General features: G+C 44.0%; 25 protein-coding genes and 1 other annotated feature. Of the genes, 18 read left to right on the top strand and 7 right to left on the bottom strand.

Annotation, left to right across the window (positions count from 1 at the left end; genetic code table 11):
• Positions 1-523: 523 nt before the first annotated feature.
• Complete coding sequence (locus tag M3234_RS06045) at positions 524-1,345, bottom strand: MBL fold metallo-hydrolase (protein WP_262303841.1); 822 nt, start codon at positions 1,343-1,345, stop codon at positions 524-526.
• Positions 1,346-1,540: 195 nt separating this feature from the next.
• Here M3234_RS06045 and M3234_RS06050 point away from each other — a divergent pair, with 195 nt between their 5' ends.
• The 10 genes from M3234_RS06050 (at position 1,541) to M3234_RS06095 (ending at position 12,906) form a co-directional block, all read left to right on the top strand.
• Positions 1,541-2,302, top strand: coding sequence for an HAD family hydrolase (locus M3234_RS06050; protein WP_262303842.1), 762 nt, complete (start codon positions 1,541-1,543; stop codon positions 2,300-2,302).
• A gap of 231 nt (positions 2,303-2,533) precedes the next feature.
• Positions 2,534-3,223 (top strand): DUF2294 domain-containing protein, encoded by a 690-nt coding sequence (locus M3234_RS06055; protein ID WP_262303843.1) that lies wholly within the window; start codon positions 2,534-2,536, stop codon positions 3,221-3,223.
• Between the two features lie 124 nt (positions 3,224-3,347).
• Positions 3,348-5,186, top strand: a complete 1,839-nt coding sequence (locus tag M3234_RS06060; protein WP_262303844.1) for a PAS domain-containing protein — start codon at positions 3,348-3,350, stop codon at positions 5,184-5,186.
• Between the two features lie 358 nt (positions 5,187-5,544).
• Complete coding sequence (crcB, locus tag M3234_RS06065; RefSeq protein ID WP_262303845.1) at positions 5,545-5,922, top strand: fluoride efflux transporter CrcB; 378 nt, start codon at positions 5,545-5,547, stop codon at positions 5,920-5,922.
• Positions 5,919-6,284 (top strand): fluoride efflux transporter CrcB, encoded by a 366-nt coding sequence (gene crcB / locus M3234_RS06070; protein WP_262303846.1) that lies wholly within the window; start codon positions 5,919-5,921, stop codon positions 6,282-6,284. Before crcB (M3234_RS06065) ends, crcB (M3234_RS06070) begins: the two co-directional genes overlap by 4 nt.
• 74 nt (positions 6,285-6,358) lie before the next feature.
• Positions 6,359-7,696, top strand: coding sequence for a glycosyltransferase family 2 protein (locus M3234_RS06075; RefSeq protein WP_262303847.1), 1,338 nt, complete (start codon positions 6,359-6,361; stop codon positions 7,694-7,696).
• Between the two features lie 89 nt (positions 7,697-7,785).
• Positions 7,786-8,952 (top strand): MFS transporter, encoded by a 1,167-nt coding sequence (locus M3234_RS06080; protein WP_262303848.1) that lies wholly within the window; start codon positions 7,786-7,788, stop codon positions 8,950-8,952.
• 113 nt (positions 8,953-9,065) lie between these two features.
• Positions 9,066-9,935, top strand: a complete 870-nt coding sequence (locus tag M3234_RS06085; protein WP_262303849.1) for a proline iminopeptidase-family hydrolase — start codon at positions 9,066-9,068, stop codon at positions 9,933-9,935.
• Between the two features lie 155 nt (positions 9,936-10,090).
• Entirely contained in the window at positions 10,091-11,344 is a 1,254-nt protein-coding gene (locus M3234_RS06090) for an ATP-binding protein (protein ID WP_262303850.1), read from the top strand.
• Positions 11,345-11,571: 227 nt separating this feature from the next.
• On the top strand, positions 11,572-12,906 hold the full coding sequence (locus M3234_RS06095; protein WP_262303851.1) for an MDR family MFS transporter: 1,335 nt from the start codon (positions 11,572-11,574) through the stop codon (positions 12,904-12,906).
• A gap of 393 nt (positions 12,907-13,299) precedes the next feature.
• On the opposite strand, the gene M3234_RS06100 is transcribed toward M3234_RS06095, so the two are convergent.
• A complete protein-coding gene (locus M3234_RS06100) occupies positions 13,300-13,752 on the bottom strand; it encodes a YndM family protein (RefSeq protein WP_262303852.1) in 453 nt (150 codons plus the stop codon).
• 217 nt (positions 13,753-13,969) lie between these two features.
• Between M3234_RS06100 and M3234_RS06105 the strand changes: the two genes are divergently transcribed.
• From M3234_RS06105 to M3234_RS06120, 4 genes are read left to right on the top strand one after another with little or no spacing between them, the layout of a single operon-like run.
• The gene (locus tag M3234_RS06105; RefSeq protein WP_262303853.1) at positions 13,970-14,755 is read left to right on the top strand and encodes an ABC transporter ATP-binding protein; all 786 of its coding nucleotides are present in this window, start codon (positions 13,970-13,972) and stop codon (positions 14,753-14,755) included.
• A complete protein-coding gene (locus tag M3234_RS06110; protein ID WP_066305038.1) occupies positions 14,739-15,500 on the top strand; it encodes an ABC transporter permease in 762 nt (253 codons plus the stop codon). Before M3234_RS06105 ends, M3234_RS06110 begins: the two co-directional genes overlap by 17 nt.
• Positions 15,501-15,523: 23 nt before the next feature.
• Positions 15,524-16,534 carry an aliphatic sulfonate ABC transporter substrate-binding protein gene (locus M3234_RS06115; protein ID WP_262303854.1) on the top strand — a complete coding sequence of 337 codons (1,011 nt, stop codon included), beginning with the start codon at positions 15,524-15,526 and terminating at the stop codon, positions 16,532-16,534.
• Between the two features lie 60 nt (positions 16,535-16,594).
• Positions 16,595-17,167 (top strand): SCO family protein, encoded by a 573-nt coding sequence (locus M3234_RS06120; protein ID WP_262303855.1) that lies wholly within the window; start codon positions 16,595-16,597, stop codon positions 17,165-17,167.
• 40 nt (positions 17,168-17,207) lie between these two features.
• On the opposite strand, the gene M3234_RS29220 is transcribed toward M3234_RS06120, so the two are convergent.
• On the bottom strand, positions 17,208-17,336 hold the full coding sequence (locus M3234_RS29220; RefSeq protein ID WP_285858290.1) for a hypothetical protein: 129 nt from the start codon (positions 17,334-17,336) through the stop codon (positions 17,208-17,210).
• Positions 17,337-17,598: 262 nt separating this feature from the next.
• On the opposite strand from M3234_RS29220, the gene M3234_RS06125 reads away from it, so the two are divergent.
• On the top strand, positions 17,599-18,138 hold the full coding sequence (locus tag M3234_RS06125) for a dihydrofolate reductase family protein (protein ID WP_262303856.1): 540 nt from the start codon (positions 17,599-17,601) through the stop codon (positions 18,136-18,138).
• Here the strand turns inward: M3234_RS06125 and M3234_RS06130 are convergent.
• Complete coding sequence (locus M3234_RS06130; protein WP_262303857.1) at positions 18,120-18,296, bottom strand: hypothetical protein; 177 nt, start codon at positions 18,294-18,296, stop codon at positions 18,120-18,122. The two genes, M3234_RS06125 and M3234_RS06130, sit on opposite strands and share 19 nt — an antisense overlap.
• 65 nt (positions 18,297-18,361) lie before the next feature.
• Positions 18,362-18,874 (bottom strand): gamma carbonic anhydrase family protein, encoded by a 513-nt coding sequence (locus tag M3234_RS06135; RefSeq protein ID WP_262303858.1) that lies wholly within the window; start codon positions 18,872-18,874, stop codon positions 18,362-18,364.
• A 115-nt stretch (positions 18,875-18,989) separates the two neighbouring features.
• On the opposite strand from M3234_RS06135, the gene M3234_RS06140 reads away from it, so the two are divergent.
• From M3234_RS06140 to M3234_RS06150, 3 genes are all read left to right on the top strand, one after another.
• Positions 18,990-20,588 (top strand): amidohydrolase, encoded by a 1,599-nt coding sequence (locus M3234_RS06140; RefSeq protein WP_262303859.1) that lies wholly within the window; start codon positions 18,990-18,992, stop codon positions 20,586-20,588.
• A gap of 247 nt (positions 20,589-20,835) precedes the next feature.
• Positions 20,836-21,097 (top strand) — a binding site (T-box leader).
• 73 nt (positions 21,098-21,170) lie between these two features.
• Positions 21,171-22,436, top strand: a complete 1,266-nt coding sequence (gene ilvA / locus M3234_RS06145) for a threonine ammonia-lyase IlvA (RefSeq protein WP_262303860.1) — start codon at positions 21,171-21,173, stop codon at positions 22,434-22,436.
• A gap of 145 nt (positions 22,437-22,581) precedes the next feature.
• On the top strand, positions 22,582-23,301 hold the full coding sequence (locus tag M3234_RS06150; RefSeq protein ID WP_262303861.1) for a YebC/PmpR family DNA-binding transcriptional regulator: 720 nt from the start codon (positions 22,582-22,584) through the stop codon (positions 23,299-23,301).
• A 35-nt stretch (positions 23,302-23,336) separates the two neighbouring features.
• Here the strand turns inward: M3234_RS06150 and M3234_RS06155 are convergent, their stop codons facing one another.
• Both M3234_RS06155 and M3234_RS06160 read right to left on the bottom strand, forming a co-directional pair.
• Positions 23,337-24,248: an EamA family transporter gene (locus M3234_RS06155; RefSeq protein WP_285858292.1), complete on the bottom strand. Its 912-nt coding sequence runs from the start codon at positions 24,246-24,248 to the stop codon at positions 23,337-23,339.
• 40 nt (positions 24,249-24,288) lie between these two features.
• Positions 24,289-25,077: a GNAT family N-acetyltransferase gene (locus tag M3234_RS06160; protein ID WP_262303862.1), complete on the bottom strand. Its 789-nt coding sequence runs from the start codon at positions 25,075-25,077 to the stop codon at positions 24,289-24,291.
• Positions 25,078-25,215: the final 138 nt, after the last annotated feature.

The following is a 25,215-nucleotide window of genomic DNA, read 5'->3' on the forward strand; positions in this document are numbered from 1 at the left end:
TATACATAGAGAAAAACTTAGTTAGTTTTAATTTAATATATTTTTATATGGATATTTTGGTAAATTATAATTAAGATACAAAAGAACTGATTAGAGGATTATCAAGAAGGGGACTTTTTAATGACGGAGTGAACCATTTATAACGACCGATCCTCAGATTTAAAGGAGGTCCCGGTCGATAAGAGCCTCTCAAAACGCCCGAGCTGCAGATTTAAAGGAGGTCCCGGTCGATAAGAGTATCTCAAAACGCCCGAGCCCTAGATTTATAGGAGGTCCCGGTCGATAAGAGCCCCTCAAAACGCCCGAGCTGCAGATTTAAAGGAGGTCCCGGTCGATAAGAGCCCCTCAAAACGCCCGAGCTCCAGATTTATAGGAGGTCCCGGTCGATAAGAGCCTCTCAAAACGCCCGAGCCCTAGATTTATTCGAGGTCCCAGTCGATAAGAGCCCCTCAAAACGCCCGAGCTGCAGATTTTCACGAAGTCTCGGTCGATATGCCCGCCTAAATCAACCAACCCCAACTATTTACGTATTAAACAAGGTCCCATTCAATGCCGCGATATACCTGTCCCCCGACTTTTGGACGGACAATTTCGCATCCTCTTTCACGATGCCGTGAAAAGCATTATATATACGGTCAAACTTAAATTCGGCAGTGGTGTCTGCCATCTGGCGCACTTTTGCTGCCGGAAGCGGGATTAAATTAGGGTAGCTATACATGAAACTGACCCATTTTTGGTCGGCGACCACCTGGATAATATCCCCTGTTAATAGAATGCCCTTTTGCTCATTTCCGTCCTTCCATTCTAGGACAGACCCGCCTTTAAAATGCCCGCCTAACCGATTGATCACTAGGCCCTTATGCAATTCGAGGGACTCGCCAGACCAGAAAATGATTTTGTCACTTGGACGCATGACCCATTCACGATCGTCTTCATGGATATAAACGGGCACGTTGAAGGCCTCGGCCCATTCAACCTGCGTTGAGTAATAATGCGGATGGGAGAGCGCAATCGCTTGGATTCCGCCCAATTCGTTAATCCTTGCAACGGTCCGTTCATCAATAAACGTGATGCAGTCCCACAACAAATTGAAGCCGGCGCTCTGGACAAGATAGGCGGTTTGGCCAATTCCGAACTTTGGCGTCGTTTTTATGCTGAATAACCCTGGTTCTTCAAAATGAAACATGTTCATGTATTTGCCATTTACCAGTTCCTCCAAGGTTGTCCATGACTGCCCATTTGGAGTTATGTATTGCCGTTCTTCATCACAAATCAAACAATGTTCCGGTTCCTCCATCGCCAGTTCATACTGGACCCCGCAAGTATTACAAATATAGTTTTTCATAACTCTCCCAACCCTTCCAAAATATGTATAAGAACATAGTAATCATACCAAATGGAAAATAGATTTTTAACTTAAAAGTATTAGAGTTTTCTACGACAACTGGACTATTTTCAAAAAGGGATTGGCTGTTGTGGCATTGAAACAAGATTCATCCATATAATTGTTCTACACCATTATTGAAGGGGGATTGGTTTCATGAATCAACAAACCTTGATATTGGATTTGGATGATACGCTGATTCATTGCCATAAGTACTTTAAGGAGTCCCAGAACAAATTTGGACAATTAATGCAAAAATGGTTTAAGGAATTATCGAAACAGGAATTGATCCAGAAGAAGACCGAAATTGGCATTCGAATTGTGGAGGATTACGGCCTGCATTCTGTAAATTATCCTGTTTCGCTTGTCGAGACCTATCTATATTATTGTAAAAAATACAAAAAGAAGCTGGATGAAAAGAAAATCGCACAAATTCGGGAAATTGGCCAAAGTGTATTTGAACGGAACGTGGAGCCGTTTCCCCATACCTTTAACGTGCTCCGCAGGCTACAAAGTGATGGACATCGATTGTGTCTGTTTACTGGCGGGGATATTGCCAATCAACTTCGGAAAATTACCCAATTAAACCTTGAACAGTTTTTTGATGGTGGGGTGTTTATTTTTGAAAAAAAGGATAAAGATGCCTTAAGGAAAGTCTTGCACCAGCTGAATGGTGATAAAAAATCGACGTGGATGATCGGAAATTCGTTGAGGTCTGACATCAAGCCGGCCATTGAGCTAGGCATCAATGCGATTCATATCCCATCACAAATCGAATGGTACTATAACGTTGTCGATGTTGAGATCGAGCCGAGCGGCACGTTTGCCGAACTGCCATCCCTTCAGGAACTCCCCGGCTATTTACAAGAACACTGCTTTCATTATGAAGGCATCAGGGGCCACCCAATAACCCTCTGATTTAACACAATTCCATCATTATTGTAAAAAACGACTGATCGCTATTGATTAGTCGTTTTAATATTTCCTCATAAAAAAAGGATTAACAATCCACTTAATCAGATGAATATTTTTTTAGTATATGTCAATGGTAAATAGTAGAAATGTGTTGAAAATTTTTTCAGAAAAATATAAAATTAAATCGGGATAAAAGAAATAACGCTTTTATCTTATTAAAGGATGGTCTTTTTTTTGGAAAAGAAACAAGTTCAAATGGAACTGGCCAGCTATATTGGCCGGACACTCCGCGAAAATTTTGGTAAAGGTCCTGAATCTGTTTTTGTTTCATTAGGGGATTCGGTATTAACGGTGTACTTGAGGAATTTTAGCACCCCAATGGAAAATGTTCTGCTAGGACAGCAACAAGATATGTTGGTTCAGCGAACAAGGGATATACTGATGGGGACATTGATTCCCGAATTTAAAGCGTACATTAAAATTCTCACTGGAGTAGAAGTGAAGGAATTTTATTATGACTGGAGCTTGCAGAATAACAGCGGTGTTTTTGTTTGCATTGGGTCAAATTTCTCTGATCGTGACTTTGATGATGATTTTAATGGCAAACAGGCTGTTCAGGAAGAGGTTCGGGTCATTAGCATTCAGGCACAGAGGGAACCTGAGAAGATTTTCTCGTTCCTATTAAATGACAGAACACTGGTCGTTATCCGAAAAGGGATTCTTGTCCCGATTGAAAAAGAACTAATCATGTTAGGCAATTCTGAAGCGTTAAAGTTGGCAAAGCGAAATTTGGAAAAACGATTACTGCATAATAAAAGGACTTTTGAGGGGATTCTTCAATCAAAAGTGGTTGACATTTTTGTGGATTGGGATTTTCAATTGGACAAAAGTGCCATCGTACTGATTTTGTCTCCAACAGCATAGAGGCGGAAGTGAGTTAGACAATTACAGTTGAGCTAAACGCAAGCCAAGATGGGATGACTTTGTCCTGTCTTGGCTTTTTTTATAGTTTATAGAAGATTATGGGGAAAGGAACGGAGATAGAGAGATGAACAGTCCTGTAGAGAATATTAAAAGCGAGAAGCAATTGGTATTAAAGAAATATGCTGATGAGAGAATTAGCAGCAATGAAGTCCTGATTAATCAAACCAAGGATGCTATTTGCTATTTGGATTTGGAAGGTTTTGTAGTGAAGGTTAATCCGGCATTTGAAGCATTAACCGGATACAGTGCCGCAGAAGCGCTGCTTATGAAAAAGCAGCAGTTTTTTTCACTGGATTGCCTTGATCGATTGTTCCATGCTTGTCATAAAGCTACGCTGGGCAGGGTGCAAAACTTTGATTGTCAAATGCAGACCAAAAACGGAGCATTTGTCGATGTGAATGTCACGAATATCCCCATTGGTGTTGATAATCAAATTATCGGTATTTGCCTGGTGGCCAAAGATATTACCCGCATAAAAAAGAAAAAGGCGGAGGTTAAAAAGATCGAGGAATTCCATCGGGTATTAACTGAAAACGTGCTCGATGTCATCGTTTGTACAAACCTGCTGGGAAAGATTGTCTATATTTCACCGTCCTGTGAAATGATTTCCGGTTTTACCCCTGAAGAGATTGTCGGCAAATCCTATACCGACCTGATTTATCCTGAGGATTTAGACCTAGCTAACACGAATCATAATGTTTCAATGACACTGCTAGAAAACACTCGCGGCAACTACCGCATCCGCAAAAAAGATGGAGAGCTTATTTGGATTGAGACACTAAGTAAGCCGATTGTCGATCCGGAAACGAACACTGTCGTTGAAGTCGTGTCTGTGTTTAGGGACATTACCGAACGGATTAAGGCTGAGGAAGACTTATGGAGCCGGAAACGGGCGTTTCGCGACTTGGTCGAGCATTCACCCGATGCTGTCGTAATCACGGATTTTAATGATATCCTGTTTATTAACGAAACCGGGTTTGAGTTATTGGGGGCAGAAACAAGTGAGGAGATTTTGGCCAAAAGGTTCTTGGATTTTATTCATCCTGCAGACCATCGAAAAGCTAGAGAGATGATTGAAACCGTTCATAACGGTGATAGTATCGATTTTCAAGAATATAAGATTACTAGATTGGATGGCACGGTTTTTGATGCTGAAATAAAAGGAATACCTACCTATTTTCAAAATCAATCAGCCCAGCACATCATTATTCGCGATATCACCGAGCGGAAGAAAACCCAGGATCTTCTGCTTCATTCTGAAAAACTGTCGGTTGCCGGGCAATTAGCGGCGGGAATTGCCCATGAGGTTCGAAACCCATTAACCGCGATTAAGGGATTCCTCCAGCTAATGGAGGTGCAAATGGATAACAAAGTGTATGTGGAGATTATTCAGTCGGAGATAGAACGAATTGAGTTGATTTTAAGTGAGCTTTTGGTCCTGTCCAAACCACAAGATTCAAAAATAGAAACGGTCGACTTGATCTTGTTGATTGAAGAAATCAAAACGCTAATCGATACACAGGCGATCATGAACAACGTCCTGATTTACATAGAGAAAGATTTCAAACAACTCTTGGTCAACTGCGATAAAAACCAGCTTAAGCAGGTATTTATCAATTTTTTAAAAAATTCGATTGAGGCGATGCCGGACGGAGGAACCGTTACCGTTGAATTGAAGAGAGTAGGTGCGGACAAGGTGAAAATTTTCTTCAAAGATACCGGTGTCGGCATCCCGCCACACGTATTAAAACGAATTGGGGAACCCTTCTTTACGACAAAGGAAGGCGGCACCGGTTTGGGAATTATGATTTCCAAGCAAATTATTGAAAACCATCACGGCAGCGTCCATCTCTGGAGCGACGACCAGGGCACGATTATTGAGGTCATTTTGCCGGTGGGATAGGGTATCTCGTCGGGGGAGTGGGTTATGTCCTCGGGCGGAGAAGAGTATATTTCTCGTGTCGAGCGGAGGGCAAAAAAGCGGGGTCGCGGATATATTGGATTTATCGCGGATATATCTTATTTATCGCTGATATATTCAAATTATCGCGGATAAAACCTTCAAACCCGCGGATATAATGGATTTTGTCGCGGATATCCTTGAGCTGTGACAGGCAGATTAGCTTTTTGGACGAAAAAATGCTTAAACCATTCTTTTTTGTAAGTTTTAAAGGGTATAATATTAATCATGGAGTAAGGTTTGCGACTCCTGCCGGCTTTTTTGCACCCGGCAGGGTTTTTTTCGTTGGGGGAATGTTTCGATGATATATATCTATGTCGGGATTGCCGGTTTTTTTGGCGCTTTGTTAAGATATTTAATTGGTTTGGGATTGGCGGGGGAGAACAGCGTGTTCCCTGTGGCCACCTTGACCATCAACCTTGCCGGGAGTTTCCTTTTGGCCTGGTTGACGACAGTCGTTTTAAAAAAAATATCCTTGCCTGATTTAATTAAAACGGCGATTGCCACGGGCTTTGTCGGTTCGTTTACTACTTTTTCGACTTTTAGTGTCGAAACGGTCGAATTATTCCGGGAGGACCAGTTGTTTTTTGCGTTTGCATATGTCCTACTCAGTTTTTTCGGAGGCTTGGCGATGAGTCGGCTTGGTTTTCGTGTTAGGAAAGGCGGGGCAAGCGAATGACATTTTTACATATGCTTTTGGTCGGTGTTGGCGGATTTTTTGGCGCGATATCACGATTTTCCCTTAGTCGGTTAATTAACCGCTGGTATCCATCCAAGATTCCGGTCGCCACTCTGACGATCAATCTAACAGGTTCCTTTTTGCTAGGAATGATAATCGGGGCGGGAATGAACAAATTCGGGTTCCTCTTGCTTGGGACCGGGTTTATGGGGGCGTTTACCACGTTTTCCACTTTCAAACTGGAGGGTGTCCAACTCTATGCGGACGGGAAACGCAGAGAATTTTACCTGTATAATGGATTAAGCTACGGATTTGGAATTTTATTGGCCTTCCTGGGCATGATGTTGGGCGGTACTTTTTGACATTGGATTTGAGGATTTTCATGATTGATTTCGCAAACACTATTAATTAAAACATTAAGAAAGGTACCCTTTTAATGGATAAAGAAACAGAATCTCCCTTCTACTCGAATAAAAGACGTTACATACCTGTATTATGGAAATTTTGGCTCAGTCATGGCGTTGCCTTAATCTGGATGATCGTGTCAATCTTGATATCGATTCCTTGGGTAAAAGAACTGGGAGAGCTGGTCACAGTTCCACTTGCGATTGTGATCATTGCCGGTATCGCCTACATTCCAGGCTATTTGAATGCCTTTCTTGTGGTGAGTCTGCTTTTTGACAGGCAGCCGAGCTTTAAAAATGATACCCCGACCGAACCAGTTTCGGTTTTAATCGCCTGCTGGAATGAGGAGAAAGGCATTTTCGAGACACTAAAGCAAATTGCCAAACAGGATTACCGCGGTAACCTCCTTGTTTATGTAATTGATAATAGTTCCACCGACCGAACGGCCCAAGTGGCAAAGCAGTTAGGTGCTGAATTGGGATTGAAGGTGACGGTTCTTTTTGAAAAAACACCCGGGAAGAATTTTGCTTTAAATACGGGCCTGAGACACGTTAAAACGAAATATGTCATTACGCTAGACGCCGATACATTACTGCACCCGCAGGCGATCCGCCGGTTGATGGCGAGGATGGTGTCTTCTCCTGATAACGTCTGCGCCATTGCCGGGGCCGTCCTCGTCCGCAACAGCCGGGAAAACTGGCTGGCCCACATTCAGGAATGGGATTATTTTTTGGGAATTGCCTCGATTAAACGGCTTCAGGGGCTGTACCAGGGAACGCTTGTGGCACAAGGTGCGTACAGCCTTTATCTCGCTGACGTGATTAGAGAAGTGGGGGGCTGGCCAGATGCAATCGGTGAGGACATTGTACTGACATGGGCCTTCCTGGCAAAGCATTACAAGGTTTATTTTGAGCCGACCGCTGTCGCTTTTACTGATGTTCCGACCAAAATCAAGCACTTCGCCCGTCAGCGCAGCCGCTGGGCCCGGGGGATGATTGAAGCGTTGAAGCGGGTTAAACCGTGGCAGCATCCGATGATTTTCACGCGCTATTTGACGGGTTCCAACCTATTGATGCCGTATCTTGATGTCGTGTATACATTTGTTTGGATTCCGGGCCTCCTGTTAAGCTTCTTCGGTTTTTTCTGGATTGTCGGACCTCATACACTCTTTGTCCTGCCGCTCACCTTGCTAACCAACTATATTTTGCTGCGGTACCAGAAAAATGTATTCAAAACCTTGAAATTACGGATTCGGAAAAATTGGGCCGGGTTTATTCTGTACGTTTTGTGTTATCAAATCATAATGGCACCGATATCTGTTTGGGGGTATGTCCAGGAATTCATGCAGCTGCGCAGAGTATGGAAGTAACTTGGGATTTTTCAAAAACTTTTTGAAAAATCCCTTTTTTATTGAGCGGAAATTGCTGTAAAATTGAGAGGGCATAAGGGGGAATTTACTTGCATAAACGATCAATCATCTATTTGTCTATTTTTCTATTTTTCTATCATTCATCCAATACCATTATTGGGACGTTTCTACCGCTTTATTTTCAGGACAAAGCTTTATCAGGGACTGAAATTGGCTGGATCATGGCAATCGGTCCATTGACCTCGCTGTTTTTCCAACCGTTTTTCGGTTATATGAGTGATAAATACAAAACAATTAAACGGATGTTATTTATTTGTTTAATCGGGGTCATCATCATCAGCTTGGTCATGTTTCAAGTGCAGGGATTTTTGTTGCTGCTGTTAGTTTGCGGCGCCTTCTTTTCTCTGTTTATTCCAATCGGAGCGTTGGGGGATAGCCTCGCGCTTAGCACAGCCCACACGGCTGGCGCTTCCTTCGGAAGAATCAGAATGTGGGGGTCAGCGGGCTTTGCCGTCACCTCGTTCCTTGGCGGACAGATTCTTTTAAAAATCGGCATTGGAAATCTGATGTATCCATATTTATTATTCGCGCTCCTCACGTTCGCGGTTTGTTGGAAATTGACGGATGTAAATGTCCCAGCCGATCCGGTGAATTTAAAAGGGGCTGTTTCGGTGGTGCTTCAGCCGCGGTTTGTTGCCTTTTTGGTGTTTATCATGTTTGTGACGATTGGCCACAGGACAAATGATATTTATTCGGGTTTGTACATAAAAGAGCTGGGCGGGAATGAGTCGTTGGTCGGCTTGTCGTGGTTTGTCGGTGTTACGTGTGAAGCGTTAATCTTTTTGTTAAGCCCGGTTTGGATTCGGTGGTTTAATGAAATGACCTTTATGGTCATTGCCGCTGCCTTATACGGGCTGCGCTGGATTCTGATTTCGGCCGCCTCATCGCCGCTTGAGGTAATTGGGCTACAGGCGATGCATGGAATTACTTTTGGTGTTTTTTACTTATGCGCCTTCCAATATGCAACGAATTATTTTCCGGCTAAATTCCGCTCGACCGGCCAGCAGGTATTTATTTCCGTATTCTTCGGCCTCTCGGGTATCATCGGCTCGCTCGCGGGTGGCATGATTTTCGACCATCTCAGCGGAGTGGCCCTGTATAAGATTATTGGTTACAGCGCCTTTGCCGGCTGTGTCGGACTGGTGTTGTATCATACTTTTGTTAATAAAAACAAGATTGGGATTACGCATGGGTGATTTTTTTAGTTACCTTCTTTTGGGGAATTAGAGGGTAACTTCGGACAAAATGGGATGAGCAAAAGGTAAAACTGTCCTCAACAAAAACAAAACCAACAAAGGGGAGAATACATATGCGTGAAGAAGGACTAATCGAAGTAATTGGGGGAAGGGTTTATTATCAGAAGTACGATAAGGGAACGGGCAGGACGCCGGTAATTGTGCTCCACGGCGGACCGGGTTCATCCTGCTATTCACTCGAATGCTTGCAGGCACTTGAAGAAGACCGCCCTGTCATCCTGTACGACCAATTGGGCTGCGGGCGGTCGGACCGGCCAACCGACCCATCATTATGGAAAATTGACCGCTTTGTCGAAGAGCTGGGCCGAATTAGACATGCGCTAAATCTTGAAGAAGTGCATATACTCGGCCACTCCTGGGGGACAACGCTTGCGGCGGCGTATTGCTTAACAAAACCGAGCGGCGTGAAGAGTGTTATTTTTTCAAGCCCTTGCTTAAGCGCACCAATATGGGAGCAGGACCAAAAGCGCAATCTGCAAAAGCTGCCGGCAGAGATTCAAGAAATTATCCAGCGCTGCGAAGAAAACGGTACAACGGATTCGGAGGAATTTGAAAAAGCAATCGAGGTATTCGGCAATGAATTCGTTTGCCGAATTCCAAGACCAGATCACCTCAAACTCAACCGTCACTACCGAAATCCTGAGATTTACAATATTATGTGGGGGCCGTCGGAATTTACTGTAAAAGGTAACTTAAAAGAGTTTGATTGCACGTCCCGATTAAACGAAATTACATGTCCGACGCTGTTCACCTGTGGCCGTTATGATGAGGCAACACCAGAATCGACGCACTATTTCAGCAGTCTGGCACCAAACTCCAACTTCCACGTATTCCAACAAAGTGCGCATTTGCCGTATATCGAAGAACCGGAAGAGTATTTGCGGGTGGTCAGCGGATTTTTGAAATCAGTCGATGGCCGATAAGCAATTTTTTAAAAAGTCCATCTAAACAGATGGATTTTTTTAATAAGGACATAGGTTACATAATATAATTATGCGTAATTATATTTTTGCAGGAAATCAATGGTTTCTGTCGAACTAGTTAAATAAAATAAATACATTTCGCAAGAGGGATTATTATGAAAATATGGGGACAGATTGCCCTCGTGAGCATTTCGATACTGTTTACCGCTTATCAATGGCTGATCCATCAGGTTCCTTTTTTTACGGTCGACTTTGTTATTTTTACGATCATCGCTTGGATTGTCGGCTGGCAGTATGACAGGGCCCGTCATTTCGAAAAAAAGGCACGGGCCAGCGAGGACAGCTACAAACAATTGCTTGATGCGATGCCGGAAACGATTTTTATTTATCATGACGATAAGATTGTATATGCCAATCTTTCCACCTTGCGGATGATTGGGGCTAGAAGCCGGGATGAGGTGCTGAGCCGCTCTGTTTATGAATTTCTGGACCATGAATATGAGGAACGCCTAAGAGAAAGAATCAAGTTGATCAAGAAGGAAAAACGTCCTTTGACTAATATTGAATATAAGCTTAAGCGCCTTGACGGTTCAAAGTTTTTCATTGAAGCGTCTTCGTTGTTGATTGTTTTTGGGGGAAAAGAGTCTATTTTAACAGTTGGAAAAGATGTGACTGAAAGAAGGGAACAAACCGACAGGCTGCTGCAAAAATCGGAAAAATTAGCGCTGCTCGGGCAAATGGCGGCTGGAATTGCCCATGAAATTCGCAATCCGCTTACGTCAATCCGAGGGTTTATTCAGCTATTTAAACACAATCAACTTCAAGAAGATTATTATGATATTGTTTTAACTGAACTTGACCGCATCAATAACATTGTTGGCGAGTTTCTGGTTCTGGCCAAACCGACGGCAGCGGCCTTCACCGAATTAGATGTAAAGAATTTGATCAAGGATGTCGTGACCTTTTTTAATACGCAATCAATCATGAGCAATGCCCAAATTTTTGTGGAATTTGACAGCGAGTTACCTAAGCTAATGGGGGAAGAGAACCAGCTTAAACAGGTGTTTCTTAACCTTCTAAAAAATGCTGTCGAGGCAATGCCAAACGGTGGAAATATTGATGTGACGGTGACCGTGAAGGAAGAAGGAAAAATTTCAATCCAGGTCTGCGATCAAGGGGTCGGAATTCCTGTCGAACGGATTCCAACACTTGGCGAGCCGTTTTATACGACAAAGGAAAAGGGTACCGGCCTGGGGCTGATGACTTGTTTTAAAATCATTGAAAGCCACAGTGGTGAGTTAAAGATTCAAAGTGAAGAAGGGTCAGGAACAACTGTTGAGGTGACCTTGCCGACAATAACGCAGCCGTTGCTGAAGCCGCGGGAAATGAGCTATTCAGCGGCGGAATAGTTTAGGGAAATAGTCCGAACATGCTGATGCAGCATGTTCGTTTTTTCGGCCTTTAGTAGGGAAAAATATACGACTAAATGGTCAAAAATTTGGGAGCTAGCTGCTGTAAAATAAAGTAAATCACTTAAAAGAATAGATTGATAAAAAGATAATTGTTATAATGTTCTTTGGCTAAATATTAAGGTGTAAAAAAAAGGAAATTATTCAACGTTTTTGTGGGGGTTTTTATGGGGAAAAATCGATATGTATTATGGGGTCTCGTGATTACGACCCTTATTTCGGCTCTGGATGCCAATATTATGCAGACGGCCAGTCCGACAATCGTAAAGCAGCTCGGCGGCAGTGAACTGTTTGCCTGGATTTTCGTTGTCTATATGCTAGCGAGTACCGTCACGGTCCCGCTTTACGGGAAACTTGCGGATATGTACGGGCGGAAAAAGCTTCTGATGATTTCGGTGGCTATGTTCACTTTAGGTTCGATCCTTTGCGGGATGGCGAATTCGATGGTACAGCTAGTCATTTATCGCGGCGTTCAAGGTCTCGGTGCTGGCGGAATGGCTCCATTATCGATGATTATCGTCGGTGATTTGTTTTCAATTGAAAGGCGCGGAAAAATTCAAGCGGTGTTTAGCAGTATTTGGGCGATATCTTCCATTGTCGGTCCGGTATTGGGCGCTTTTTTCGTAGAAACATTGACCTGGGAATGGATTTTTTATATCAACATTCCAATCGGCATTGCCACTGTGCTTTGCTTGCTTCCTTATAAGGAACAGATGGAATTCAAGAAGACGTATATCGACTATAAAGGGTTCTTTTTGTTTGGAACTTCGATTACGTTGCTATTGCTGGCGACCAACGTTAAACAGCCGTTATGGTATTTGGTTTTTGGCGTCATTGGCTTGATCGTGTTTGTGTTGGTGGAACGAAGGGAATCCCAGCCGTTCCTCTCCGTTTCGTTGTTTAAGAACAAAGGGATTTTTCGAGCAAACCTGTTTATGCTGTTCTATTGTTTGTCTTTCTTCGGGACCTCAAATTATATTCCATTGTTTTTGCAGGAAGGCTCCAATATGAGCATTTATAAAAGCGGCTTGATTCTGCTCAGTATTTCGGGCGGCTGGATGTTCGGCAGCACGCCGGCTGGGAAATGGATTATCAGGTTTGGTTATAAAAAATTGTTTATTGCCGGGAGTTTTCTAACGACGCTCTCAGGTGTGGCGCTGTATGCATTTATTGAACATATTTCCTATATGAATTTGTTTATTATTTTAGCCGTTCAGGGATTCTCATTTGGGCTTTTGTTTGCGGTCGGAACGATTGCCTCACAGGAGTTTGCTGAACCAGGCATCAAGGGCTTGTCGACGTCGCTGCAAATGTTTGTGCGTAACATCGGGACTTCGGTTGGCGTGACCATCATGGGGGTAATCATGAACCAGGCCGCCAATGTCGTGGTGGGGATGCAAAATGTGTTCCTATATGCATTAATCCTAAGCTTTGTTACGGTAGGCCTAAGCTTTATTATCCCGGATGAGTCGAAGGTTTTAGTTGCGGAGAATGCTTCTTAGAGAGGCTATTGAAGCGGAGAAACGACTATAATTATGTTATGTAATCTATTTAAGCCGGGCCGGATGATTCTTGCCCGGTTTTTTGTGTGATTTCTATTTTAGCTTCCTTTTCCTGGAACGCTAAAGACAAAACCGTCCTTGAGAGGGGTAAAACTGTCTTTAAGACGGCCTCTTAAGGACAAAATTGCTAGAAAAATGGAGAAAATGTCTTCGGGACACCATTTTCTGGAATAACAAAGACAAACTGCCTTCGAAAGGGGTAAAAATGTCTTTGATACGGCCTCTTAAGGACAAAACCACCCTCGAAAATAAAAAAATGTCTTTGATATGCCGCTTTCTGGAAACCTCAAAGGTAAAACGCCTGCCGAGGCTAAATAAAGCTAAATTACCTTTTTATTTGTTCCCATCTTCCTGACTCCTGACATCCTCCCTTACCGGCGTCAATTCCTCAGATGCCTCAGTTTGAAATTGTGGACGCGGCTGGATTTGGCTGCGCGTAGTTTGTTTCTGATCCTTGACGACCAGGAACTTATGGTAGAAGTATTCAAATCCCGCTACCGCCAATGCCGAAATCAACGAAGCTGAGAAGAGGTCATCCTCAACCGTCAGCGCCCGCCCCATAAACCATACCACCAAAAATGCTAAAGCAAAGTCTGCGGCTGTAGCCATCACATTATTAGTTGCGCGTAGTAAAATTAAATCACCTAAAATATAACTCACGAGTCCCAACACAGCGGTGATCGCCAAAACATCTCCAAAACTAAAAGCATAAAACATACCTAGGATAATACCGAGGGCCACGAGACAGGCAATGAATTTAATCACTAATCTCAAAACATGCTGCATAGTAGCTCAACCTCCTTTTTTGGCTAGTTTGCCCAATTTTCACTATATATACATGGCAATGGGTGTCAGGCACCATGTGAAAATTTCACATACTCCCGCACACAATCTACTCAAAAAAAGTAATTGACAATAACAGGATTAAATTTATAATAAATGTTATTAATGCAATTAATCCGATAAAACTAATGTGAATTTAGGGGAATTAGGTGATAACAAAATGTTTCTTCACATTAACAATTTAAATAAGCAATTTTTCAATCAAAATTCGACGAGTACGGTTCTGTCAGATATTAATCTTGAAATTAAGGAAGGCGAGTTTGTTTCGATCCTTGGGCCTTCAGGTTGTGGAAAATCTACGTTGCTATCCATTGTCGCAGGTCTCACCAAGCCCTCAGCCGGAGAAATTCTGCTCAATGGACAGAAAATCACCAAACCGGGCAAAGACCGCGGAATGGTTTTTCAACAGGCGGCCTTATTCCCATGGCTGAATGTCGAGGACAATGTGATGTTCCCGCTCCGAAAAGAGATGAAGAAAGCGGAAGCAAGGGAGGTCGCCCATCGCTACCTGAAAATGGTGCAGTTAAGCAATTACACCAAACATTCGGTCCACGAGCTTTCCGGCGGGATGCAGCAGCGGGTGGCCATCGCCCGGGCGCTATCCATGAACCCAAAGGTGTTATTAATGGATGAACCATTTGGCGCCCTCGATGAGCAAACCCGTTCCCGCTTGCATCATGAACTTGAAAAAATATGGCTGGAAACCCGTAAAACGATTCTGTTTGTGACCCATAGCATCAGTGAATCTATCAAACTATCGGATCGCATTGTCGTAATGGGAACAAGGCCAGGAATCGTTCTGGAAGATATCCAAGTCAAGATTCCTCGACCACGGGCAAACCACCCGCAAGCTGTGACAAAGTTGGAAGAGAAAATAATGGGATTGCTCCAATCCGAGATTGATAAAGTTGTGAAAGAGGAACTGGCCTATGCAGCAAACAATTAAACGGATCATTTTCTTTTCCTTGCTGATTATCGGCTGGCAGGCAGCCGTGAGAATCCTTGAAGTATCACCGGCGCTGATGCCGGCGCCAACTGACGTTATCGAGGAACTGGTTAAAGGTTTTTCCGACAAAACTTTAATCTATGATGTTCTGGCCAGCTTCAGAAGACTGGCGATTGGCTTGGGCGCTGCCATCATAATCGGCGTCGGGCTGGGCATTCTTTTAGCAAAAAATAAAACCGCCGATGAAACCTTGGGAACAATGGTGCTGGCGTTACAAAGTGTACCCAGTATCGTCTGGCTGCCGATAGCCATTATGTGGTTTGGGCTTAATGAAAAGGCGGTTACTTTTATTGTCATCCTGGGGGCAACCCTCGTGATCACCATCAATATGCGTATGGGGATCAAGAACGTTTCGCCGTTGTACATCAGGGCAGCACAAACGATGGGTTCTAAGGGGATTGACTTATTTGTGAAGGTTATTTTTCCGGCATCGATTCCATATGCTGTGACGGGAATCCGCCTGGGCTGGGCCTTTGCCTGGCGGGCACTGATGGCGGGGGAGATTCTAAGCACCGGTCCGGGGCTTGGTTATACGCTAAAGTATGCTTCAGATTTCGGAAACATGAAAATGGTCATTGGGATTATGATCATCATCGGTGTCATCGGAACTATTGTAGACATCCTTTTCTTCCAAAGGGTAGAGCGAAATGTTCTGCGCCGCTGGGGATTGGAAACAAATAATTAATTTTTAAAAAGAGGAGAAAAAAGATGAAGAAACAGGCAGCAATTTTTAGTTTCATATTCTTATTTGTCGTGGGGGCATTGACAGGCTGCGGAACCGACAAAGCAAGTTCAGGCTCTGGCACTGAAAAAGCAACGGAAAAAGTGGTAATCGGCTATTTCCCGAACATTGATCACGCCCCTGCGATGGTCGCTCGTGAAAAAGGGCTTTATGAAAAAGCTTTAGGCAAAGATGTTAAAGTGGAATACAAAACATTCCCTGATGGCGGCGCGTTTATGACAGCATTAAAAACGGGTGACATTGATGCCGGGTTGGTTGGACCTGGTCCTGTTATGAACAATTTTACCAATGGTGCTGATGTCAAGATTATTGCCGGCGCGTCTTCCGGCGGTACGGCGATTGTAGCAAGCCAAAAAAGCGGCGTGAATTCTATTGAAGATTTCAAGGGAAAAACTTTCATTACCCCAGGGGTCGGCTGCACGCACGACGTCCAAATGGAAACATTTTTACAGGATTACGGTGTAACTTCTGCTCGTATTGGCGGAACCTTGAAGCACGTAACCGGCAACCCGGCGCAATATGGCAACATGTTTGAAACTGGCAAGGTGGATTTAGCTGCTGTTCCAGAGCCATGGGCGTCTCAGTTAGTGAAGGATGTCGGCGCAAAGATTATTGTCGACAGCTCCAAGATTTCTTTTGGAAAAACGTTGCCAAATACCATACTGGTTTCAAGCGGCAAGAAAATTAAAGCGGACAAAGCCATTATTGAAAAAATCGTGAAAGCTCAGGAGGAAGCCATAGCCTTTATCGAGAAAAATCCTGAAGAGGCCAAGGAGATCACCATCAAGAGCATCAAGGATATTACTAAGCAAGAGCTTGATAAAGATGTCATTGATACTGCTTGGAAAAATATCCGTTTCACGACAGAAGTAAATAAAGATGTCATTCAAGCATTTGCCAACTCTTCTGTTGAACTGAAATTCTTGAAAGAGCAGCCAGATTTTGCGGCGTTAATCGATTCTTCTTTTATCAACTAAATTAATAGAAGGTGCTGGGCGAGTTGGCTCGGCACCTTTTTCATAAGGTGGGTTTGAATCATGAAAAAAATATTATGGATCCTGCTTTGTGTCGCAGCCCTAACGGCTTGTTCTGAAAAAAAGGAAGAGGTTGTCTTTCCGCTTGAGATGAAGGTGGAGAAGTTTGCGGGAGTTAACCAAGATGGAGTGCCCATTACGTTATCCAATTTGAAAGGGAAGGTTTGGGTAGCAGATTTTGTGTTTACTCATTGCGATACGGTTTGTTCACCGATGACCGCGAATATGGCTCAGCTGCAGGAACGGTTGGCGGATGAAGGGGTTAAGGCGCAGCTGGTATCGTTCAGTATTGATCCGGTACAAGATCAACCAGACGTATTGAAAGATTATGCTAGCCTGTTTCAGGCTGATTTTTCAAACTGGGATTTAATCACAGGGTACGATCAGGAGTTTATCGAAAGCTTCGCCAATAGGTCATTCATGGCCCCAGCAGCAAAACTTGAGGGCTCTAACCAATATGTTCACAGTACCTCTTTTTATCTGGTTAATCAGGAAGGGATTGTGGTCCAAAAGTATGAAGGGGTCGCTGAACAGCCGTTTGACCAGATTATCAAGGATATTAAGTCGCTTCAGTAATCTTTTAAGGGTAACCGATTAAACGGTTACCCTTTCCATGTTATTTTCTAGCTTCTCGAGCTGCTTTCTTTCTTGCCTTCTTGCTTAAATTGGTTTCTGAACCGAATTCGGTATCAGCTTTGCTGCTTCCCGTATGGGGCTGGTTTCGATTGTCATTGCGGTTTGTCATGCTCATTCGCCTCCTCAAATATTTTTGATTTGCTACTTAATACATGCAAAAAGCCGCCAATTCTAGAACACCCTCATATCAGTGAGCATCCTCCAGCAGCCATTAATAGGGTGTGTTAAATATGGGTTATTATTCCTTTGTGAAATCTTCAACGATTCATGACCTTTTTCCACAACGCAGAGACTTTTCCAATAATTGTTAAATTGTGTTAAAATACCAATGTAATTATTTATTTTGAAAAAAGGACGAGGGGGAAAGCAGTTTGGGCAACGAACGCAAATTGGCATTATTTATAGCTTCAAGTCTGGATGGATATATTGCTACAAATGACGAGTCGCTAGAATGGCTTTTTCGTGTCGAAGGCGAAGGGGATAATGGCTATTCAGAGTTTTACGATACGGTTGATACGGTAGTAATGGGAAAACGGACATACGATTGGATCATGGACCAAGAAGATAATAGACAGGAATTTCCTTATAAAAACAAAGACTGCTTTGTGTTCACAAGGTCGTCTATTGAAGATACTGAAGATGTGAAATTTGTTAATGTTGATTTGACTAAGTTTGCAAACGAACTAAAAAGCAAAGATGGGAAGAACATTTGGATAGTGGGCGGAGGAGAGTTGTTACAACATTTTTTGCAAGAAAAATTAATAGACGAAATCATCATAACAGTGGCTCCAACTATACTCGGAAGCGGGATTCCGTTGTTTCGGGAAGGGGACTATCAATTAGATCTAATATTAAAAAGAATGAGGAGCTTCAATCAGTTTGCAGAGTTGCATTATGAGGTTAAGAAATAATAGTCGATAATGTTCATGCGGTTTGGGTACGAATAGGCTTGATTGGCGACCCAATCTGCTTTAACCGTCTGGTTTCGGTCGCCAATAAGCTCGATTGGCGACCCAATATGCTTCAACCGTCTGGTTTCGGTCGCCAATGCCCTCAATAGGCTACCCAAATAGGCTCTTCCATTTACTTTGAGTAGCCAAGACCAAATGCATGAGGTGTTTTTTTGCAGTTGTTTTATTTAAGAATCTCCTTAAAGTCTTTCCCTTTTTGTACATAATGGGTACTCGACATTTGCAGCATTTGTAGGTCTTTTTCCGTTAGTTCGCGGACGACTTTGCCAGGAGATCCCAGCACCAGCGAGCGCGGCGGGATTTTAATTCCTCCGGCCAGCAGCGTATTGGCACCGATGATGCATTCCTCGCCGACCTCCACGTTATCAAGCAGGGTGGAGCCCATGCCGACAATCGAGCGATTGCCGATTTTACAGCCATGAAGAATCACGTTGTGGCCAACCGTGACATCGTCGCCAATGATGACGGGAAATCCCTCATATAAGTGAATAGTAGAGTTATCCTGAATACTGCATCTTTCGCCGACAATGATGGGGCCGTCATCTGCCCGTAGCACGGCGTTAAACCATACCGTCGAGTCTTTGCCGATTTGGACATCGCCGATTAAATAAGCGCCAGGCGCGACAAAGACAGACTCATGAACATCAGGGGATTTACCGTTATAGGGAATTTTCAATACTATTTCCTCCTTAAATGTCTGATAATTTCTATTATTATAACACTTAAAACTATGAGATAGTGTAATAGATTATCGGGGTTTGCTATTATTAAATAGGAGGGAGGCTAATAGGATGACAAGGACAATTTTGACAAATGGAAAGATTTATACGTTTGATGCGATAAACCCGCTGGTAGAGGCGGTTGTGGTTGAGAATGGAAAAATCGTAGAAACAGGAAACCACAAGGATATGCTGCTGCAATGGGGGCGAGACAGTTCTAAAATCATTGATTTGGCTGGGAAAATGGTCACGCCGGGACTAATTGACAGCCATTTGCACCTATCCGGGGTTGCTTTCAATTTTTTAGAATTGGATTTAATAGGGATAAGATCCAAAGGAGAAATGCTTGAAAAAATAAGGGGAAAAGCAGAGACCCTGACACCGGGAACATGGCTGGTCGGCATGGGCTGGGATGAAAATTTGTTTATGGATGGAACCATTCCAACGATAGAAGAATTGGATCATGTTGCCCCGCACTGCCCGGTTTATCTAAAACGGGTTTGCCATCATGCGTTTTTGGTCAATTCGAAGGCGTTGGAGATTAGTCAATACCACTCTTCAATTGAAGTTCCTGCAGGCGGAAAGGTTGTGCTTAACCCTGATACCGGCAAACCAACGGGTCTATTGCTCGAATCAGCCTCAAAACTGATTTCAAAGCACATCCCGGACAGAACCTATGAGGAATTAAAGCACGGGTTGAAGCAGGCGATGGAGTTTGCTGTTAAAAAAGGGTTAACGAGTGTACATAGTAATGATCCAGCATGGCTGGGTGGTCTTGAGCAAACATACAGAATGTACGATGAACTGATCAATCAGGAAGGCCAAGGCGTGCGCTGTAATTTGCTTATTGATTATACATTTTTAAAAAATTTGAAGGAAATCGGCATGTACGCAGGTTACGGAAATGACCGGCTGCAAATTGGGGCAATTAAGGTTTTCGCTGATGGGGCATTCGGCAGAAGGACGGCACTTCTGTCAGAGCCTTACTCGGACGCACCAGGGCAATTTGGTGATGCAATGCTAAATCAGGAGAAATTGTATGAGATTGTCAAACGAGCGCGTGACCTTTCTATGCCGATTGCGGTTCATACAATTGGCGATCAAGCATTGGAGAATGTCTTGAATGTGTTGGATCAGTTCCCGACGGTGGCTTATCGTGATCGTTTGATTCATGTTTCCTTGGTTCGGGAGGATCTGATTAAGCGGCTCCAGGATCCAAGCCGGGTTGCTGATATCCAGCCGCGATTTGTTGTGGGGGATTATCCGTGGATATTGGACAGGCTTGGGTCTGAGCGGGAATCTCACTTATACGCATGGAAAAAGATGCTCCATGCCGGCGTGTTGTGTGCCGGCGGTTCAGACGCGCCTGTTGAACCGGTCGACCCATTGCTCGGCCTGCATGCGGCCGTCACTCGCAGAGCGCCTGGCGACAATCATGAGGGCTGGAATGTGAAGGAAAAGCTGTCGATGCTCGAGGCATTGAAGTTATTTACCGTAGGCGGTGCCTATGCCACAAATGAAGAACACCTAAAGGGCACGCTGACACCAGGGAAATTCGCCGACATGACCGTTTACTCAGAAAACCTGCTCGAAATGGATAACCCGGATGGACTGCTTAATACAGATATCGAAATGACCATCATCAACGGAGAACTACAATATACCAAGTGAGAATAGTGCCATGGGTGTCAGGCACCAATAGCTAACAATTCACTGTGATAATAGTGCTATTGGTGCCTGACACCAATAGTTGATAAACCACAGTGAAAATGGTGGAATTGCCCCCGCTTGACATCCTTAAAATGGCAGGGATGCAAAAAGGTGTAATGAAAGCGCTTTATTAATTGTCTAAATATATAAAATAGTCAAAAAATATTGACACGGTGTTTTTTAGGTGGTAACCTTATTAAAAATTGATGAGAAATCGATGACGAGAAGAGTAGGTTTAGTTCCTTGTCCGTAGAGAGTCGGCAGTTGGTGGGAGTCGATGACGGGGCTATTCTGAAGATCATCTCCGAGATGCAGGGCTGAACATTCCAAGTAAGCCATGCCGGAAAGTCCGCCGTTAAAATGGAACTCGTACAGTCGAAGTGAATATGTACGTGAATCGAGAGCCGCAGCAGTCTGAGGATTTTTTTGCTGTGGAAGTAGGGTGGTAACGCGAGCAACTCGTCCCTATACCAATGGGGCGGGTTTTTTTATTTTTTTAAAAATGAATTGAAGATGTTTGAAAACACAGGAGGGACCAGTAGTATGAGTCAGCAAGTCGAGAAGAAAACGTTAAATGTGGAGGATATCATCATTGCCAGTCATACGATAAAAGATGTGATTTCACCGACTCCGCTGCAATATAACCATTTATTATCAGAGCGATATGGCGCTCATATTTACTTGAAGCGTGAGGACATGCAAAGTGTCCGTTCATTTAAAATACGAGGGGCCTATAACCGGATTAAACGGCTCAGCCCGGAAGAACTCGAGAATGGCATCATTTGTGCGAGCGCCGGTAACCATGCTCAGGGAGTGGCGTATTCCTGCCATTTATTAAAAATCAGCGGTAAAATTTTCATGCCAACTACGACTCCAAAACAAAAGGTGAACCAAGTCAAATTTTGGGGCAAGGAGGACGTTGAAATTGTTTTAATCGGCGATACCTTCGATGATGCCTCTGAACAGGCGATGAAATGCAGTCAAGAAGAACAACGGACGTTTATCCATCCATTTGACGACTACGATGTCATTGCCGGACAAGGGACTGTCGGTGTCGAACTGCTAAATGATTGCCATGAAAAAATCGATTATCTGTTCGCAGCGATTGGCGGAGGCGGTTTGCTTGCCGGTGTCGGAACGTACCTTAAACACTATTCCCCTGAGACAAAATTAATTGGTGTGGAGCCGCAGGGAGCCGCGGGGATGAAAGAATCGATTTTAAAAGGGGGAGTCACGACCCTGGACCATATCGACCCATTTGTAGATGGTGCAGCAGTCAAAACAGTCGGGACCAATACGTTTAACATCGTTAAGGACATTGTCGATGACATTCTCGTGATACCAGAAGGCAAGGTCTGCACGACGCTTCTTTCCCTGTATAATGAAAATGCGATTGTCGTCGAACCGACGGGGGCACTTTCCATTGCCGCACTCGATACATATGCGGAGCAAATTAAAGGCAAAACGGTTGTTTGTATTGTCAGCGGCGGGAACAACGATATTGGCCGAATGCAGGAAATCAAGGAGCGTTCGAAGCTTTATGAAGGGCTGCAGCATTATTTTATCGTTCAATTCCCACAACGGCCCGGCGCCTTAAGAGAATTCCTGATGGAGGTCCTCGGCCCGAATGATGACATCAGCCATTTTGAATATACGAAAAAGAACAACCGTGAAACAGGCCCGGCGTTGGTCGGAATTGAACTGAAGGATAAAGAGGATTACTTCCCGCTGATTGAGCGGATCAAGACGAAAGGTTTTGTATATCGCGAATTGAATAATGACAGCACTTTGTTTCAAATGCTTGTATAAGGCGGAACCATATGGTTTCGTCTTTTTGTTTTCGAGAATTTTCAGTATAATGGTATAGATGTTATATTGAAAAAAATTATTGAAGTTATCGTTTCATGCTTTATAATAGAAAAGTGCAGAATCAAATAAGAAAGAGAGTGTTCTTATGGGTCGTAAATGGAACAATATTAAAGACAAGAAGGCAGCAAAGGACGCAAACACAAGCCGAATTTATGCCAAATTTGGCCGCGAGATTTACGTGGCGGCACGCAGAGGCGAGCCTGATCCGGATGCAAACCAGGGCTTAAAGTTTGTCCTTGAGCGCGCAAAAACATACAATGTGCCAAGACATATTATTGACAAGGCGATTGATAAGGCAAAAGGCGGCTCCGAAGAGAACTATGATGAACTTCGTTATGAAGGCTTCGGTCCAAACGGTTCAATGCTCATCGTCGATGCCTTGACAAATAACGTGAACCGGACAGCATCGGAAGTTCGCGCCGCGTTCGGCAAAAATGGCGGAAATATGGGCGTCAGCGGGTCAGTTGCGTATATGTTTGATGCCACCGCTGTTATCGGTGTTGAAGGCAAAACAGAAGATGAAGTTCTGGAAATCTTAATGGAAGCGGATGTCGATGTCCGTGACGTGATTCCTGAAGATGACCAAGTCGTTGTTTATGCCGAGCCTGACCAGTTCCATGCTGTTCAAGAAGCATTCAAAAACGCAGGCGTAACGGAATTCACTGTTGCCGAGCTCACCATGCTTGCGCAAAACGAAATTACTCTTCCTGACGACGCAGTGGCCAAATTTGAAAAATTAATTGATGTACTGGAAGACCTTGAGGACGTCCAGCAGGTATACCATAACGTTAATTTAGGGGAATAAGATCAGAAAGCAGACCTTTTTGGGAGGTCTGCCTTTTATTTTTTTACTGAAGATAAGATAAAAATCGTGGCAATAATCGCCAGAGAGCCAATCCATTCAGCAGCGCCAAATGAGACCCGGAGCCATACAACAGCGAGAAATGCCGCTGATAACGGCTCGACGCAGGCGAGCAGGCTGGCTTCCGAGGCCCGAATATATTTCAGGCTTTCCATGTAACAGAAAAAGGCGATTAGTGTGCCAAAAATAACAACAAAAACGACTGCCACAAATGCTGGAAACGACCATGATCCTTGGAACACCCAAGGCGGGCTGATAAAACTAAAACCGATTCCGCCAATCATCATGCCCCAGCCGACCGTAATGAGGGAACCCCATTTTGTCAGGAGCCGGCCTGGATAAAGGGTATAAAACGCGAGCGCGAATGCTGATAGTATCCCCCAAATGAAGGCTGGTATGGAGATGGACAAAGAATCTACATTACCTCTGGTTACTAGCAAAAACGTTCCGCCCAGGGCAAAGATGATTGCGATCGTTTCGTGCCGGGCCGGCCACGACTTTGCTCTTAGACAAAGATAGCCAGCGATGATCACAGGCGCCAGGTATTGCAGCACCGTTGCAGTGGCCGCGTTTCCGTGCTCGATTGCAGCAAAATAAGTATATTGAACCCCAAGCATGCCGATGATCCCGAAGATCACCAGCCGCAGGACGTCCTGTTTATTTTTCCAAACACTCCAGATATTTTGTTTCCCGGCCGTGTGGGCAAACAGCAATAAGCCAGCCCCGGAAAACAGCAGCCTGATGACCACCAGCCAGCTGGCGCTGAAGCCTTGCTGATGGAACAGGTATTGCGCCACTGTTCCGGAAACGCCCCAAAATGTCGCGGCAATCAGGACAAGAATAATTCCTTTTGTCCGCGAATAGGGCATAGTGGCGCCGTGCGTAGTCATGTATGTATCCCCCCATGAATCTGTGGAATTTTTTAAAATTTTATCCCTGCAGTTCCTTTATGCTTTTTCCGGATGTATAAGCATGCCCGGTTTTAAATTTTCCCACTGTATTAAACCCATACCTGGCATATACCTTTTCAACCCGTTCATTTATTGGGAACACCCATAAATGGTCGATTCCGCGATTTTGTACTTCTTTTTGGATATAATAGATCAGCTCGCCAATCAGGCCTTTCCCGCGGTATTCCGCCAGCGTGGCCACGCTTTCCATCCGGGCCAGTTCATTGTGCTCGAAAATGCACGCTGTTGAACAGGCGACCCCATTGTAACGGAGCAGATAATGCGTGTAGGCAGGGTGCTTGAACTCTTCCGGAAACGCTTTTTCGCGGACTTCACGGCCGCCAATTTCTTTAATGTTGCACTCAATCTCCAGAGCTTCATGGAAATTTTCCTCCGTGACGGTCTCAATGGCAATCTGCTCGCCCGGTTGGTGGTCGGCGATTTGTTTGTTCCAGATTTGCACTGGACTGATTAATTCCTCATATTTAAACCCAGAATGATATAATTCTTCAATCAGTGTTGACTGGTTTTCGGTATCATAAATATAAAAGCGCGGTGCTAGGTTTTTATTTTTATAGAAGCGGACCACTTCTCCGATGACATCTTTGGGATCCGCCGGGACATCAAGGATGTGGGCATGATTGGCATCGTAATAGCTTGGCTGCGCCTCATTATAAAACAAATGTCCCCAGTTCGTATCAATCCGGTTCGTAAAGGTATCTAAATAGGCGATGTCGAGCTCTAATACCTTCTTAAGCAATTCCTTCAATATATGTACCCCCAATAAAAGCAAAATTCACATTAATTAAACCATAATCACTTTCAAGAGCGCCATTTAAAAGGTTGGATATTTAGTGATAGTTTACATGCATCATTTGATTATCATACTGCTAGCAGATTGATAAGT

Origin of the sequence: Neobacillus niacini, assembly GCF_023715785.1 — a bacterium.
GTDB lineage: Bacteria > Bacillota > Bacilli > Bacillales > Cytobacillaceae > Neobacillus > Neobacillus niacini_E.